The 14,107-nt window shown below is 71.5% G+C and carries 15 protein-coding genes; 11 read left to right on the top strand and 4 right to left on the bottom strand.

Annotation, left to right across the window (positions count from 1 at the left end; translation table 11 throughout):
* The first annotated feature begins 112 nt into the window (after nt 1–112).
* On the top strand, nt 113–580 hold the full coding sequence (locus AB0D34_RS21000; protein WP_362663460.1) for a hypothetical protein: 468 nt from the start codon (nt 113–115) through the stop codon (nt 578–580).
* 45 nt (nt 581–625) lie between these two features.
* On the opposite strand, the gene AB0D34_RS20995 is transcribed toward AB0D34_RS21000, so the two are convergent.
* Nucleotides 626–1,252, bottom strand: a complete 627-nt coding sequence (locus AB0D34_RS20995; protein WP_362663458.1) for a TetR family transcriptional regulator — start codon at nt 1,250–1,252, stop codon at nt 626–628.
* Nucleotides 1,253–1,397: 145 nt separating this feature from the next.
* Here AB0D34_RS20995 and AB0D34_RS20990 point away from each other — a divergent pair, with 145 nt between their 5' ends.
* The 4 genes from AB0D34_RS20990 to AB0D34_RS20975 all read left to right on the top strand — a co-directional run bounded on the left by AB0D34_RS20990 (nt 1,398) and on the right by AB0D34_RS20975 (nt 3,522).
* Complete coding sequence (locus tag AB0D34_RS20990) at nt 1,398–1,562, top strand: hypothetical protein (RefSeq protein WP_362663456.1); 165 nt, start codon at nt 1,398–1,400, stop codon at nt 1,560–1,562.
* 35 nt (nt 1,563–1,597) lie between these two features.
* Nucleotides 1,598–1,870: a DUF4190 domain-containing protein gene (locus AB0D34_RS20985; protein WP_362663454.1), complete on the top strand. Its 273-nt coding sequence runs from the start codon at nt 1,598–1,600 to the stop codon at nt 1,868–1,870.
* Nucleotides 1,871–1,948: 78 nt separating this feature from the next.
* Entirely contained in the window at nt 1,949–3,118 is a 1,170-nt protein-coding gene (locus AB0D34_RS20980) for a cysteine desulfurase family protein (protein WP_362663452.1), read from the top strand.
* A 26-nt stretch (nt 3,119–3,144) separates the two neighbouring features.
* Nucleotides 3,145–3,522, top strand: a complete 378-nt coding sequence (locus tag AB0D34_RS20975) for a DUF1304 family protein (protein ID WP_362663450.1) — start codon at nt 3,145–3,147, stop codon at nt 3,520–3,522.
* 16 nt (nt 3,523–3,538) lie between these two features.
* Here AB0D34_RS20975 and AB0D34_RS20970 read toward each other — a convergent pair whose 3' ends face one another.
* On the bottom strand, nt 3,539–4,210 hold the full coding sequence (locus AB0D34_RS20970) for an N-acetylmuramoyl-L-alanine amidase (protein WP_362663448.1): 672 nt from the start codon (nt 4,208–4,210) through the stop codon (nt 3,539–3,541).
* Between the two features lie 60 nt (nt 4,211–4,270).
* On the opposite strand from AB0D34_RS20970, the gene mnmA reads away from it, so the two are divergent.
* Complete coding sequence (mnmA, locus tag AB0D34_RS20965; RefSeq protein ID WP_362663446.1) at nt 4,271–5,395, top strand: tRNA 2-thiouridine(34) synthase MnmA; 1,125 nt, start codon at nt 4,271–4,273, stop codon at nt 5,393–5,395.
* A gap of 438 nt (nt 5,396–5,833) precedes the next feature.
* Here the strand turns inward: mnmA and AB0D34_RS20960 are convergent, their stop codons facing one another.
* Both AB0D34_RS20960 and AB0D34_RS20955 read right to left on the bottom strand, forming a co-directional pair.
* The gene (locus AB0D34_RS20960; protein WP_362663444.1) at nt 5,834–6,616 is read right to left on the bottom strand and encodes an alpha/beta hydrolase; all 783 of its coding nucleotides are present in this window, start codon (nt 6,614–6,616) and stop codon (nt 5,834–5,836) included.
* A 37-nt stretch (nt 6,617–6,653) separates the two neighbouring features.
* Complete coding sequence (locus tag AB0D34_RS20955) at nt 6,654–6,983, bottom strand: DUF427 domain-containing protein (RefSeq protein WP_362663442.1); 330 nt, start codon at nt 6,981–6,983, stop codon at nt 6,654–6,656.
* Between the two features lie 50 nt (nt 6,984–7,033).
* Between AB0D34_RS20955 and AB0D34_RS20950 the strand changes: the two genes are divergently transcribed.
* From AB0D34_RS20950 to AB0D34_RS20930, 5 genes are all read left to right on the top strand, one after another.
* Complete coding sequence (locus tag AB0D34_RS20950) at nt 7,034–7,573, top strand: TIGR00730 family Rossman fold protein (RefSeq protein ID WP_362663440.1); 540 nt, start codon at nt 7,034–7,036, stop codon at nt 7,571–7,573.
* Between the two features lie 23 nt (nt 7,574–7,596).
* Nucleotides 7,597–8,286, top strand: a complete 690-nt coding sequence (locus tag AB0D34_RS20945; protein WP_362663438.1) for an SDR family oxidoreductase — start codon at nt 7,597–7,599, stop codon at nt 8,284–8,286.
* Between the two features lie 50 nt (nt 8,287–8,336).
* Nucleotides 8,337–9,338, top strand: a complete 1,002-nt coding sequence (locus AB0D34_RS20940) for a methionine synthase (protein WP_362663436.1) — start codon at nt 8,337–8,339, stop codon at nt 9,336–9,338.
* Between the two features lie 15 nt (nt 9,339–9,353).
* Entirely contained in the window at nt 9,354–11,546 is a 2,193-nt protein-coding gene (gene ligA, locus AB0D34_RS20935) for an NAD-dependent DNA ligase LigA (RefSeq protein WP_362663434.1), read from the top strand.
* A gap of 272 nt (nt 11,547–11,818) precedes the next feature.
* Complete coding sequence (locus AB0D34_RS20930; RefSeq protein ID WP_362663432.1) at nt 11,819–14,053, top strand: bifunctional diguanylate cyclase/phosphodiesterase; 2,235 nt, start codon at nt 11,819–11,821, stop codon at nt 14,051–14,053.
* Nucleotides 14,054–14,107 lie beyond the last annotated feature (54 nt).

The raw sequence follows: 14,107 nt of genomic DNA, 5'->3' as shown, positions 1-14,107 counted from the left end.
GGCCTTTGCCTTGCGCACAGGCGGGGGACAGTGCGGACTCAAGGAAGCCCTATGCGCCGTTGCGAGAGTTCCCGACCTCAGGACTTCCTCATCTTCCCTGGAGTTGTCTCTCATGAAGCGTGTGCGTCTGCTCCCCGCCGTGGCCCTGTTGGCGCTCTCGCCCCTCGCCCTGGTGGCCTGCGGCTCGGGCGACTCGTGGTCGACCTCGGACAGCGGCAACTCGGGTCAGCCGCAGACCTGCCAGGCACCCACCGGCAACGCCTCCGGTAGGCCGAGCGGTGCCCCCACCGGTACCGCCTCCGGTAGGCCGAGCGGTGCCCCCACCGGTACCGCCTCCGGTAGGCCGAGCGGTGCCCCCACCGGCAACATGACCGCCCGGCCGTCGGGCGCCCCCAGCGGCAACCCCTCGGGCATGCCGAGCGGCGGGCCCGGCGGCGGTCAAGGCGGTCAGGGCGGCCCCGGTGGCGGCATGGGCGGTGGCTGCGGCGGCCCAGGCGGCGGCGCGGGCGGTACGGCCCCGAGCGGTGCTCCCAGCGGTGCTCCCAGCGGTGCGCCGAGCGCGGCGGCCACGAAGAGCTGACCCGGCGTAGGGCGCCGTAGGACTTCGTACGGCATGGGCGTTCGGCTAGTCCAGCCAGTGTTGGCGGCCGACGCTGATGAGCCGCATCTGCCGCTCCGCCACCTGGCAGACCCGATCGCGTTCCTCCTCGTCGGCCTCCAGGGCCTCCAGGAACAGCGAGGCCGTGATCAGCATCTGGTCGACGTACAGGTTGGCCAGCATGAGCAGGTCGTCCTCGCTCCAGCCCTCGGACACCGGGTCCTTGGCCAGTTCGTCCTTCACCTCCTGCCCGAACCGGGCCAGTTGGTCCCGGATGGCCTCCCGGACCGGCTGGACCCCGCCATGCCGTTCGCGGGCGATGAAGCGGACGTGAGCGGGGTACGCGTCCACATGACCGGCGATCAGCCCGATGGCGCGCTTGATGCGCTGGTCGTGGTCGTCGGCCGAGGCCACCGTCGTGCGGATCATCGGGTGCAGGCTGCCCAGCGCCTCCTCGACCAGCGCCACGCCGAGGTCCGCGATGGAGCGGAAGTGCCGGTAGAAGGCGGTCGGAGCGACGCCGACGGCGCGGGTGACCTCGCGCAGGCCCAGGCTGCTCAGGCTCTGCTCCTCCAGCAGACCGAGCGCCGCGTCCAGGAGCGACTGCCGGGTCTTCTGCTTCTGTGCCTGCCGGATACCGAGGGTGTGACTCATGTCATCCAGTTAACAACTGTTCTCCGTAATTGGAAAGCCGTGGCACACGCTAGACTCTGGAGTCAGTGAACAACTGTAACCACAACTGTTCACCCAAACGTAACGACCCACGTAACGACAGCCGTATCGGAGGGGGATCCGTCCCATGCTGTTCCTCGTCGCCGCACTCATGCTGCTCGGCGTCGTCCTGGGCACCGTCGCCCACGCGCCGATCACCTTCACCGCCGTCGCCGCCGCCGTGATCGCCGTCTGGCTGGGCGTCTTCGCGCTCCGCGAGCGCCACGCCCGCCGCCACACTCCGTCCCACTGACTCCCGCCGCACCGTCCCCAGGAGCACTGATCACCATGCAGCTCACCGCGCAGGCCACCCCCGCCACCCGCAGCGGCGCCCGTGACGCCGACGGCATGGCCGTGGCGTCCTTCGTCCTCGGCCTCCTCGGCCTTCTCGTCCTCAACGTCTTCCTCGGCCCCATCGCCATCGTCCTGGCCTCGGTGGCCCTGTGGCGCGGTACCGCCCGCCGCGGCCGCGCGTACCTGGGCCTCGGTCTCGGCGTGGCCGACCTGCTGGTCCTGGTCGCGTTCATGCAGCTGGACAGCACCGTGTCCTGGAACCTCTGAGCCCCGCCGCAGCGCCCGCACCGCAGGTCGGTCCTGGCCCGAGGCCGCCCGGGCACGCCCCGTAGAATCGGCGTCACCATGGCATACCTCGACCACGCCGCGACCACCCCGATGCTTCCCGAGGCGGTCGAGGCACTCAGCGCCCACCTCGGCGCCACCGGCAACGCCTCTTCCCTCCACGCATCCGGCCGCAAGGCCCGCCGCACGGTCGAGGAATCCCGCGAGACCCTCGCGGAGGCGCTCGGCGCCCGCCCCAGCGAGATCGTCTTCACCTCCGGCGGCACGGAGGCCGACAACCTCGCCGTGAAGGGCCTGTACTGGTCCCGGCGCGACGCGGACCCCGCAAGGACGCGGGTTCTCGCGAGCCCCGTCGAACACCACGCCGTCCTCGACGCCGTCCACTGGCTCGGCGAACACGAGGGCGCCACCGTCGAGTACCTCCCCGTCGACCCGTACGGCCGGGTCCACCCCGACGCCCTGCGCGAGGCCATCGCCCGCAACCCCGGCGACGTCGCCCTGGCCACGGTCATGTGGGCCAACAACGAGATCGGCACGATCCTGCCGGTCCGCGAACTCGCCGACGTCGCCGCCGAGTTCGGCGTCCCGCTGCACGCCGACGCGGTCCAGGCCTTCGGCCAGGTCCCGGTCGACTTCGCCGCCTCCGGCCTCGCCGCGATGACCGTCTCCGGCCACAAGATCGGCGGCCCGTACGGCATCGGCGCGCTGATCCTCGGCCGTGAGTGGACCCCGGTCCCCGTCCTGCACGGCGGCGGCCAGGAGCGCCATGTCCGCTCCGGCACCCTCGACGTCCCCGCCATCGCCTCCTTCGCGGTGGCCGGCCACCTCGCCGCCGAACAGCGCGAATGGTTCGCCTCGGAGATCGGCACCCTGCGCGACGCCCTGGTCGAGGCGGTCCGTACGGCGGTCCCGGACGCGATCCTCGGCGGCGACCCGGCACCGGGCGGCCGCCTTCCGGCCAACGCCCACTTCACCTTCCCGGGCTGCGAGGGCGACTCCCTGCTCCTGCTCCTGGACGCCCAGGGCATCGAGTGCTCCACCGGATCCGCCTGCACCGCCGGTGTCGCCCAGCCCAGCCACGTCCTGCTGGCCACCGGCACCGACCCCGACCTCGCCCGCGGCACCCTGCGCTTCTCCCTCGGCCACACCTCCACCGAGGCGGACGTCGAGGCGGTCGCCAAGGCCATAGGTCCGGCGGTGGAACGAGCCCGCGCGGCGGGGCTGACGTGAGGGCCCCGTAGCGGGACACTCCGGGCGTGAACCTCGTCTCGCAGGTCCTCGCCCTGCTCGCGGCCCTGACCCATCTCGTCGTCGGCACCCTGGAACGCTTCTTCTACGACCGCACGGCCGTCCGCGTCTTCCTCACCACCTCCCCCGCCGACGCCCCCGAGGTCACCCTGTGGCGCTCGGGCGTCGCCGTCTACAACATCCTGCTCGGCCTCGGCCTGATCGCCGGGGTCGTCACGCTCCACGCCGGTGAACCCACGGCAGGCCGCACTCTGATCCTCTCCTTCTGCGCGTTCCTCATCGCCTCGGCACTCGCCTTCGCCGCGTCGTTCCCGAGACTGTGGCGCGGTGCGCTCGGCCAGGGGCTGCCGCCGGCCCTCGCCCTGCTGGCGGCGGCAGCCTGGTGACGAAGCCGCCGGAAGTTCATACCTGGGCGGGGGCACTCCGCGCCCTGCGCACCAGCTTCATGTACCGGTCCCAGTCCCAGTGCTTGCCCGGGTCGGTGTGATCCGTCCCCGGCACCTCCACATGGCCGATGATGTGCTCGCGGTCGACGGGTATGTCGTACCGCGTGCATATCCCCGCGGTGAGCCGCGCCGAGGCCTCGTACATCTTGTCCGTGAAGTCCTCGGGACGGTCCACGAAACCCTCGTGCTCGATGCCGACACTGCGTTCGTTGTAGGCGCGGTTGCCCGCGTGGTACGCCACGTCCAGCTCGCGGATCATCTGCGTGACATGCCCGTCCTTGCGGACGATGTAGTGCGCGGCGGCCTGGTGCCCCGGATCCTGGAAGGCCTTCACCGCGCTGTCGAAACTGCCCTGGGTGACATGGATGATCACCATGTCTATGCCGTAGTCGTCGGGCCGGTCCGCGCGCCGCCAGTTCGCGTCGGACGCCGCCACCCACTGCGCACCGCGGAAGTCCACCGCGCCCTCGACGCGCGGTTTCTCCACCCCCGGAGCCCGCCACCACAACCGCGCCAGCTCGTCGCGGGCCAGCACGGCCGAGCCCACCGCGGCCGCCGTCCCTCCGACGATCAGAGCACGGCGACCGATGCGCCGGTCGCCGTCCTCGGATGCCTGTTTCTCCCCCATGCGATCGTCAACGGATACTCGTGGGCTTCGGTTCCCGCGCCCCCGTACTCTTGAAGGGTTATGACTGACACCACGCCTCGCCCTCTTCGTGTACTCGCCGCCATGTCCGGAGGAGTGGACTCCGCCGTCGCCGCCGCCCGCGCCGCCGAAGCCGGCCATGACGTGACCGGCGTCCACCTCGCGCTCTCCGCGAACCCGCAATCGTTCCGCACGGGCGCGCGTGGCTGTTGCACCATCGAGGACTCCCGCGACGCCCGCCGCGCCGCCGACGTCATCGGCATCCCGTTCTACGTCTGGGACCTCGCCGACCGCTTCCGCGAGGACGTCGTCGAGGACTTCGTCGCCGAGTACGAGGCCGGCCGCACCCCCAACCCCTGCCTGCGCTGCAACGAGAAGATCAAGTTCGCCGCGCTCCTCGACAAGGCGCTCGCGCTGGGCTTCGACGCGGTGTGCACGGGGCACTACGCGAAGGTGCTGGTGGGGGAGGACGGCTCCCGGGAGCTGCACCGCGCCTCCGACATGGCGAAGGACCAGTCGTACGTCCTCGGCGTCCTGGACGAGAAGCAGCTGGCGCACGCCCTGTTCCCGCTCGGCGACACCGTCACCACCAAGGACGAGATCCGCGCCGAGGCCGAGCGCCGCGGCCTCGCGGTCGCCAAGAAGCCCGACTCCCACGACATCTGCTTCATCGCCGACGGCGACACCCAGGGCTTCCTCGCCTCCCGCCTCGGCAGGGCGGAGGGCGACATCGTCGACGAGTCCGGCGCGAAGATCGGCACCCACGAGGGCGCGTACGGCTTCACCATCGGCCAGCGCAAGGGGCTTCGGATCGGCACCCCGGCCGCCGACGGCAAGCCGCGCTACGTCCTCGACATCTCGCCGGTGAACAACACGGTGACGGTCGGCCCGGCCGCCGCGCTCGACGTGACCGCCCTGAGCGCCATCAAGCCCCGCTGGTGCGGCGCCGCCCCCGTGGGCGCCGGCACCTACACCGCCCAGCTCCGCGCCCACGGCGGCGAGACCGAGGTCACAGCAGAGCTGGTGGACGGCGAGTTGCGCGTGTCGTTCACGGAACCCGTCCGCGGAGTGGCCCCCGGCCAGGCGATCGTCCTGTACGACGACACACGCGTGGTGGGCTCGGCGACGATCGCGTCCACGGTGCGGGTGGCGGCGGGCGTGGCCTGAACCGCCGGTTGGCGGTCGGCGGTCGGGGATCCGTGGGTGGCGTTCGGCGGGTGGCAGGGGGCCGGCTTGCGGGCCGGGACCGGCGTGTGGGCTGGGTGACGCGGCCACGCGCGCGTGCCCGTGGGATCAACGTGCGGGTGTCCGGCGGTGCGTACCCGCGCACCGAACCGCGGCGCTGTGCTCGCGGGCGCGCACAGGAGACTCATGGGCGTGTGCCGCGTAGGGCCGCGCGATGTACGTCCGGAGGGTGAGCACCCGTGCGGGTCACGGGATCGCACTGCTGTGGCCGGGGCCTCGCCGGGGTGCGTGACGGGGCCGCAGGCGTGCACGTGGGCCGGCGGGCCACGTGTGTGTGCGTGTCGGACGGGCCACGCGTGTGTGTATCGGACGGGGCCGCGGGCGCGTGCGTGTCCGACGGGCCTCGCGCGCACTCGGCCGTCACATCGCGAAGAACTCCGCCAGCACCGGTGCGAGGGCGACCGGGTCCACCATGTGGGTCTGGCCCTCCAGGACGCGGTACGAGCCGTTCGGGGCCGTTTCCGCGACCGCTCTGGTGCCCGCGCGCATCCACTCGGGGCTCGCGCCGCCCGCCACGGCCAGTACCGGGACCGTGATCGAGGCCAGGCGGTCCCGGGGGACGAGGCCACCTGCCATGACCGCGTTGTCGTAGGCGAGCGTCGGTGCGACGGACTCCATTCCGGGCCACATGGGGGACTGTCGGGCGCCCTGGATCATCTCCTCGGCCATGCCGGTGAGCCGCAGGAAGAGCTGCACCGCGTCCCCACGCCGACCCTCGGAGAGCGCGGCCGTCAACTGCTCGGTGTACTCGGCGTTCTGCTCGGCGCCGCCGTCCAGGAAGTCGGCGTACGGCGTCTCGTAGACGGCGACCCGGCGCACCGGGAGCCCGCTTGCCGCGGCCTCCAGGACCAGCGCGCCGCCCGACGAGATGCCGCACAGGCACGCCTCGCCGCCCGCCGCCTCGATGAGCGCGGCGAGGTCCTCGACCTCACGGGCCACCGCGTAGGGGGCCGTGTCGCCGCTCTCACCGCGGCCCCGGCGGTCGTACACGAGGACGCTGTACCGCTCCGACAGCGGCACGGCCAGGGGTGCGACCGTGCCGCCCGTGGACATCGCGCCGCTGACGAGGATGACCGCCGGGCCCTGCCCGGTCTGTTCGTACGCGATCGACGTGCCGTCGCGCGAGAGGGTCTTCTTGTCCATGTCTGAGGAGACTGCCGCAGAACACGGGATTCATCGGTCAGGACACGTCGACCTCGACCTCGTAGAAGCAGAGGTGGTCCTTGATCTCGGCGACGGCTGGCTTCGGCTCGGGGTAGGACCACACCAGGTCGGGCGCGTCCGGCACGGACCAGTAGGACGCGGTGCCCTTGAACGGACAGTAGGTGTGGGTGTCGGAGGGGGTCAGGAGGTCGAGTCGTACGTCCTCGGCGGGGAGGTAGTACCGGACGGGACAGCCCGTCTCCCTGAGGACCAGCGGTCGGTCGCTCTCCGCCAGGACCTGGTCGCCGTGCACCACGCGCACGTGCCGGTCGACCTGCTCGATGGTGATCGTGTGTCCTTCAGCCATACCGGAAAAGCGCTCGCGGACCCCCGGTTCTTCCCGCGTACGGTGACCTCATGCGAATCTGCGTCTTCCTCTCCGCCGCCGACCTCGACGACCGTTACACGCGCCCCGCGCGGGAGTTCGCGAAGCTGCTGGGCAAGGGCGGCCACACGCTCGTGTGGGGCGGCTCCGACGTCGGGTTGATGAAGGTCGTCGCGGACGGTGTGCAGGAGGCGGGCGGACGGCTCGTCGGGGTCTCGGTGGAGTTCCTGGCCGCCAAGGTCCGTCCGGGCGTCGACGAGATGGTGATCGCGAAGGACCTCGCCGAGCGCAAGAAGCTGCTGCTGGAGAAGGCCGACGCCGTGGTCATCATGGTGGGCGGCACCGGCACCCTCGACGAGGCGACCGAGATCCTGGAGCTGAAGAAGCACGGGCACACCGAGAAGCCGGTGGTGCTGTTGAACACGGCGGGTTTCTACGACGGGTTGAAGGAGCAGTTCCGCCGCATGGAGACGGAGGGCTTCCTGCCCCGTCCGCTCACCGACCTGGTGTTCTTCGCGGAGGAGCCGGTGGGGGCGCTGGCGTACCTGGAGGAGTCGCTCGGTACGCCGTGACGGCGTGATGCGAGCATGGCGGCATGGCTACACATGTGATCACCGGAGCGGGCTCCGGCATCGGCGCGGCGGTGGCCCGGCGTCTGCACGCGCGCGGGGACGAACTCGTGCTGCACGCGCGTGACGCGGGCCGTGCCAAGGAGCTGGCGGCGGTGTTCCCCGGGGCGCGGACGCTGGTCGGTGACCTGGCCGACCCGGACAAGCTGAGCTGGGCGTTCTCCCACCAGTCGCTGCCGGACCGGGTGGACTCCCTGCTGCACATCGCGGGCGTGGTCGACCTCGGTTCGGTCGGCGACCTGACGCCGAAGTCCTGGCGTCACCAGTTGAACGTCAACCTGATCGCCCCGGCCGAGCTGACCCGCCACTTCCTGCCCCAACTCCGGGCGGCCCGCGGCCACGTGGTGTTCGTGAACTCGGGCGCGGGACTGAACGCCCACGCCGACTGGTCCGCGTACGCGGCCTCCAAGCACGGCCTGAAGGCCCTCGCGGACTCCCTCCGCCACGAGGAGCACGGCAACGGTGTCCGGGTCACGTCGGTCTATCCCGGCCGCACGGCCAGCCCCATGCAGGCGAAGGTCCACCAGCAGGAGGGCAAGGAGTACGACCCGTCGCAGTGGATCGACCCGGAGTCGGTGGCGACGACGATCCTTACGGCGATCGATTTGCCGAGGGACGCGGAGATCAATGACCTGACGGTGCGTCCGGGGCGGTGACCTCTCCGGCGCGGGCGAGAGCCGCCCGGTCACCTACGTAGGCTTCACACGTGACCGCAGACATCCGCTTCGCCCCCGCCACCGGCATCGGCTCCCTCCCCGGCGGCGACGCCCGGGAGGCCGCCAGGACCGCCACCGGCTCCTTCGAGGACTTCCCGTTCCTGCCCGAGCTCCCCGCCCGCGGCCCCGGCGCCGACATGCTCGGCCGTACCGCCGGAATGCTCGTCGAGCTGTACGCGCGCGTGGAGCCCAGCGGATGGCGGATCGGGGACCGGCCGGGGCGGGACACCAAGCGGGCCCGGTCCTGGCTGGGGGAGGACCTCGACGCGCTGGAGGAGTTCACCCAGGGGTATGAGGGTCAGCTGAAGGTCCAGGCCGTCGGCCCGTGGACGCTCGCCGCCGCGCTGGAGCTGAGGAACGGCGAGGTCGCCCTCTCCGACCCCGGCGCCTGCAGGGACCTCGCCGCCTCACTCGCCGAGGGGCTGCGTCTGCACCTGGAGGAGGTCCACAGGCGGGCCCCCGGCGCGCAGATCGTGCTCCAGCTCGACGAGCCCTCCCTCATCGCCGTACTGCGAGGCCAGGTCAAGTCCGCGAGCGGCTACCGCACCCACCGCGCCGTCGACCGGCAGCTCGTCGAGGCCACCCTGCGCGATGTCGTCGGGGTTCACGCGGGCGGCCCCGTCGTGGTCCACTCGTGCGCACCGGACGTCCCCTTCGCCCTGCTGCGGAGGGCGGGCGCGGCGGCGATCTCCTTCGACTTCTCGCTCCTCACCGAGCGTGACGACGACGCGATCGGCGAGGCGGTGGAAGGGGGGACGAGGCTCTTCGCCGGTGTCGTGCCCGGCACGGACACGGCATTGTCAGACCCTGCCGGTAGCGTCATGGGTGTCAGGACGCTGTGGCGCAGGCTGGGGCTGCATCCGGGACTTCTCGCGGAGGCGGTCACGGTCACTCCGTCGTGCGGACTCGCGGGGGCCTCCCCGGGGTACGCGCGCAAGGCTCTCGCCCACTGCGTCCAGGCGGCGAGATCCCTCGCGGACAACCCAGAGTAACGGGAGGACAACACGGTGGCCGGCGACAAGCAAGCGGAGACGACGGTGCCCTCGGAGGCACGGGAGAAGCACGCGCAGCTCGCTGAGCAGATCGAGGAGCACCGCTTCCGGTACTACGTGAACGACGCGCCGGTCATCAGCGACGCGGACTTCGACAAGCTCCTGCGCTCCCTCGAAGCCCTGGAGGAGGAGTACCCCGAGCTGCGCACCCCCGACTCGCCGACCCAGAAGGTCGCGGGAGCGTACGAGACCGAGTTCACGTCCGTCCAACACCGCTCGCGCATGCTCTCGCTGGACAACGCCTTCAGCGACGAGGAGTTGGCGGCCTGGGCCGAGCGCGTCGCCAAGGACGTCGGCACCACCGACTACCACCTGCTGTGCGAGCTCAAGGTCGACGGCCTCGCGGTCAACCTCACCTACGAGCACGGCCGCCTCACCCGCGCGGCGACCCGTGGCGACGGCCGCACCGGCGAGGACATCACGCCCAACGTCCGCACCATCGCCGAGATCCCGGACCGTCTCTCCGGCGACAAGGTCCCCGCCCTCGTGGAGATCCGCGGCGAGGTCTACTTCCCGATGGAGAAGTTCGAGGAGCTCAACGCCCGTCTGGTCGAGGCCGGCGACAAGCCCTTCGCCAACCCGCGCAACGCGGCGGCCGGTTCACTGCGCCAGAAGGACCCGCGCGTCACCGCCACCCGCCCCCTCCACATGGTCGTGCACGGCATCGGCGCCCTGGAGGGCTTCGACGGCATGACCCGCCTCTCCCAGGGCTACGACCTCCTCAAGTCCTGGGGCCTGCCCACCGCCAAGCACAACAAGGTGGTCGACGGCCTCGACGGCGTACGGGAGTTCATCGCGTACTTCGGCGAGAACCGCCACTCCGTGGAGCACGAGATCGACGGCGCCGTCGTCAAGCTCGACGAGATCCCCCTCCAGGGAAGGCTCGGCTCCACCTCCCGCGCCCCGCGCTGGGCGATCGCGTACAAGTACGCGCCCGAGGAGGTCAACACCAAGCTCATCAACATCCGCGTGGGCGTGGGCCGTACGGGCCGGGTCACGCCGTACGCCCAGGTGGAGCCGGTGACGGTGGCCGGCTCCGAGGTCGAGTTCGCCACCCTGCACAACCAGGACGTCGTCAAGCTGAAGGGCGTCCTCATCGGCGACACCGTGGTGCTGCGCAAGGCCGGTGACGTCATCCCCGAGATCCTCGGCCCGGTCGTCGACCTGCGCGACGGCAGCGAGCGCGAGTTCGTGATGCCGGCCGAGTGCCCCGAGTGCGGCACCGCCCTGCGGCCCATGAAGGAGGGCGACGTCGACCTGCGCTGCCCCAACGCCCGTACCTGCCCCGCCCAGCTGCGTGAACGCCTGTTCTACCTCGCGGGCCGCAAGTCGCTGGACATCGAGCACTTCGGGTACGTCGCCGCGGCCGCGCTCACCAAGCCGCTGGAGCCCTCGGACCCGCCGCTGACCGACGAGGGCGACCTGTTCGACCTCACCATCGAACAGCTGCTGCCCATCAAGGCGTACGTCCTCGACCAGGACAGCGGTCTGCCCAAGCGCGACCCGAAGACCGGCGAGGAGAAGATCGCCACGGTCTTCGCCAACCAGCAGGGCGAACCGAAGAAGAACGCGGTGGCCATGCTGGAGAACATCGCGGCCGCCAAGGAGCGCCCGCTCGCCCGCGTCCTGACCGGTCTGTCGATCCGCCATGTCGGCCCGGTCGCAGCCGAGGCCCTCGCGCGCAACTTCCGCTCGATCGAGCGCATTGAGCAGGCGAGCGAGGAGGAGTTGGCGGCCACCGACGGCGTCGGCTCGATCATCGCGAAGTCCCTCAAGGAGTGGTTCGCGGAGGACTGGCACCAGGAGATCCTGCGCAAGTGGAAGGCTGCGGGCGTGCGCATGGAGGAGGAGGGCTCCGGGGAGGACGAGGGCCCGCGTCCCCTCGAAGGGCTCACCGTCGTCGTCACCGGCACCCTGGAGCGCTTCACCCGCGACGGAGCCAAAGAGGCGCTGCAGACCCGTGGGGCGAAAGTGACCGGTTCGGTTTCGAAGAAGACGTCTTTCGTCGTTGTGGGTGACAATCCAGGTTCGAAGTACGACAAGGCGATGCAACTCAAGGTGCCCGTTCTGAACGAGGACGGCTTCGACGTCCTGTTGGAGCAAGGCCCCGAGGCAGCCACGGATGTGGCGCTTCCCACTGAGGAGTAGTGAGGAGCGGCGGTTGAAGGCCACCCGTTCGGCGCATACCAGATGCATACGGGTGGCCGGGGCGCATTCGGGCAACCGTCGACGACCTCTGCCCGTGGAAGCCTTCTGCGGCCTACTGTTGAGATGTGCGCCTGCCGTGCCCAGCTGCGGTTGGGGCATCCCCTTGCTCCTGATGAGCAAGGGGAAGGGTTTCCAACGCGGCGCCGTCGAGAGGTTTTGTCGGGCGAACGGGCCGCGTGGCGTGGGCACCGCCGGCTGTGAGAGGGACGGGAATGGAACCGACCGAGAGCGCCGCCCCGGACTCACGGCTGCGCCGGTTCACCGACGCATGGCGGGCGAGCCGGTGGACCGAACGGCCTTCGGACCACATGGGCGCCGAGGGACGCACCGCGGGGCAGTACACCGCGGTCGGCGGGCCGGGTACCGCCCAGCTCACCGCCGAGCCCGGCCCCGGCCTGCCGGGCTCCGACCCTGACCGACATCTGACCTGGCCCGCCCTGCCCGCGGCGGTCGTCGCGGCGGCCGGGTTCGTCCTGGGCGCGGGCTTCTACCGGGCCTTCACCGGCGGCCACGCCCTCTTCCCGTCCGGCACCGTCGGCTGGTCGCTGGCCGTGCTGACCGGCGTCATCGTCGGCCACCTGGTCGCCCTCGGCCGGGCCCGCTGGTGGGGCGGCACCGGCTCGGGCGCCGCCCTCACCCTCGCCGTCCTGCTGCTGTACGGCTGGGTGCCGGCCGGGATGGTCAGCCTCACCGTCGTCCTGCTGGTCGGCATAGCCAGACGCCACCGCTGGCGGCAGGGCGTCCTGCACGGCGCGGTGGACATCCTCGGCATAGCCACCGGCGCCGTGGTCCTCGCCGTGTCCGGGCAGTCGCCGTCCGTCGAGACCCCCTGGAACCCCGACACCTGGAGCTTCTACACCGGGCCCGAGGTGGTGCTGGTCGCCGCCGCCTATCTCGCGGTCACCCGCGTCCTCGGCTGGTACCTGCACTCCTCACGCCACGCCGGTCTGCCCACCATGGCGCGCACCGCCCTGGTCAGACAGGGCCTGGTCGCGGTCGCGCTGCTCGGCATCGCCCCGCTGGTCTGCGTGGTCGCCGCCGCCAAGCCCGTGCTGCTCCCGCTGTTCGCGATCCCGCTCATCGCCCTCGACTCCACCCTGTGGATGGCCCGGGCCCGGGCCGAGGAGCAGCTGCGCGACCCGCTGACCGGACTGCCCAACCGGCAGTGGCTCCTGGAGCGCATCTGGACCGCCCTGGACGACGCCGAGCGCATCGGCGCCCGGTCCGCCCTGATGCTCATCGACCTCGACCGCTTCCGCTCGGTCAACGACACCCTGGGCCATCTCGCCGGTGACCGGCTGCTCCTGCAGATCGCCGACCGGCTGCGGATCGCGCTGCCGCGCGGTGCGGAGGCCGCGCGGCTCGGCGGGGACGAGTTCGCCGTCTTACTACCGGTCGCCGACTCCACGACCTCCGCGACCCGGGTCGCCCGCAACCTGGTCGCGGCCCTCAGCTCCCCGCTCGACCTCGACGGGCTCACCCTCGTCCTGGAGGCCAGCGCCGGGGTCGCCGTCTTCCCCGACCACGCCGTGGACGCCGAGGGGCTGCTGCGCCGGGCGGACGTGGCGATGTACCAGGCCAAGCGGGACCGTACGGGCGTAGAGGTGTACGAGTCCAAGCGGGACTCCAACACCCCCGACCGCCTCGGCCTCCTGGGCGATCTGCGCCGGGCCCTGGACGCGCACGAGGTGCAGCTGCACTACCAGCCCAAGGTCCGCTTCGACGGCCAGGTCGCGGGACTTGAGGCACTGGTCCGCTGGGTGCACCCGGAGCGCGGGAAGGTGCCGCCGGACGAGTTCATCGCGATCGCCGAGTCGTCCGGGCTGATGCCCCACCTCACCGAGTACGTCCTGGACACGGCCCTCGCGCAGGTCGCCGAGTGGCGGGCGCAGGGCCTGTACGTCCCGGTCGCGGTCAACGTCTCCCCGCGTGACGTCCACACCCCGGGCTTCGCCGGCTCGGTGGCCGCACGCCTGGCCCGGCACGGCGTCCCGGCGGGAGCGCTCCAACTGGAGATCACCGAACACGTCCTCCTTGAGGACCCCTCGCGGGCCGCGGACACCCTCGCCGCGCTGACCGGACACGGCGTGAAGATGTCCCTGGACGACTTCGGCACCGGCTACTCCTCCCTGGTCCACCTCCGTCGCCTCCCCGTGAGCGAACTGAAGATCGACCGCTCCTTCGTCGCCAAGCTGGCCGTCGACACCGAGGACGCGGAGATCGTCCGCTGCACGGTCGACCTCGCCCACTCCCTGGGCCTCCTCGTCGTGGCGGAGGGCGTCGAGGACGACGAGACCTGGGAGCGCCTGCGCGACATGGGCTGCGACGCCGTACAGGGCTGGCTGGTCGCGGCGGCGATGCCACCGGAGGAGACGACGGCGTGGCTGCGGGCACGGGGGTCGCGGGGCTGGCAGCGGCCTAGGGCAGCGCTGCCGGCGGCGGAGTGACCTCCTCAGGCATCTTTTGGTGCGGTATGGGGGCAGGCCGTTGCCGTCGGCTGC

Source organism: Streptomyces sp. NPDC048420 (assembly GCF_040651535.1).
GTDB lineage: Bacteria > Actinomycetota > Actinomycetes > Streptomycetales > Streptomycetaceae > Streptomyces.
The sequence above is the reverse complement of the archived record's forward strand: the minus strand, read 5'-3'. Positions and strand labels throughout refer to the sequence as shown.

Bases quoted from the DNA above. Each gene is read 5' to 3' on its own strand.
- AB0D34_RS21000 (WP_362663460.1), top strand. From the start codon at position 113: ATGAAGCGTGTGCGTCTGCTCCCCGCCGTGGCCCTGTTGGCGCTCTCG.
- AB0D34_RS20980 (WP_362663452.1), top strand. From the start codon at position 1,949: ATGGCATACCTCGACCACGCCGCGACCACCCCGATGCTTCCCGAGGCG.
- AB0D34_RS20950 (WP_362663440.1), top strand. From the start codon at position 7,034: ATGCGAATCTGCGTCTTCCTCTCCGCCGCCGACCTCGACGACCGTTAC.
- AB0D34_RS20960 (WP_362663444.1), bottom strand. From the start codon at position 6,616: ATGGACAAGAAGACCCTCTCGCGCGACGGCACGTCGATCGCGTACGAA.
- AB0D34_RS20985 (WP_362663454.1), top strand. From the start codon at position 1,598: ATGCAGCTCACCGCGCAGGCCACCCCCGCCACCCGCAGCGGCGCCCGT.
- AB0D34_RS20955 (WP_362663442.1), bottom strand. From the start codon at position 6,983: ATGGCTGAAGGACACACGATCACCATCGAGCAGGTCGACCGGCACGTG.
- mnmA (WP_362663446.1), top strand. From the start codon at position 4,271: ATGACTGACACCACGCCTCGCCCTCTTCGTGTACTCGCCGCCATGTCC.
- AB0D34_RS20945 (WP_362663438.1), top strand. From the start codon at position 7,597: ATGGCTACACATGTGATCACCGGAGCGGGCTCCGGCATCGGCGCGGCG.
- AB0D34_RS20995 (WP_362663458.1), bottom strand. From the start codon at position 1,252: ATGAGTCACACCCTCGGTATCCGGCAGGCACAGAAGCAGAAGACCCGG.
- AB0D34_RS20930 (WP_362663432.1), top strand. From the start codon at position 11,819: ATGGAACCGACCGAGAGCGCCGCCCCGGACTCACGGCTGCGCCGGTTC.
- AB0D34_RS20990 (WP_362663456.1), top strand. From the start codon at position 1,398: ATGCTGTTCCTCGTCGCCGCACTCATGCTGCTCGGCGTCGTCCTGGGC.
- AB0D34_RS20970 (WP_362663448.1), bottom strand. From the start codon at position 4,210: ATGGGGGAGAAACAGGCATCCGAGGACGGCGACCGGCGCATCGGTCGC.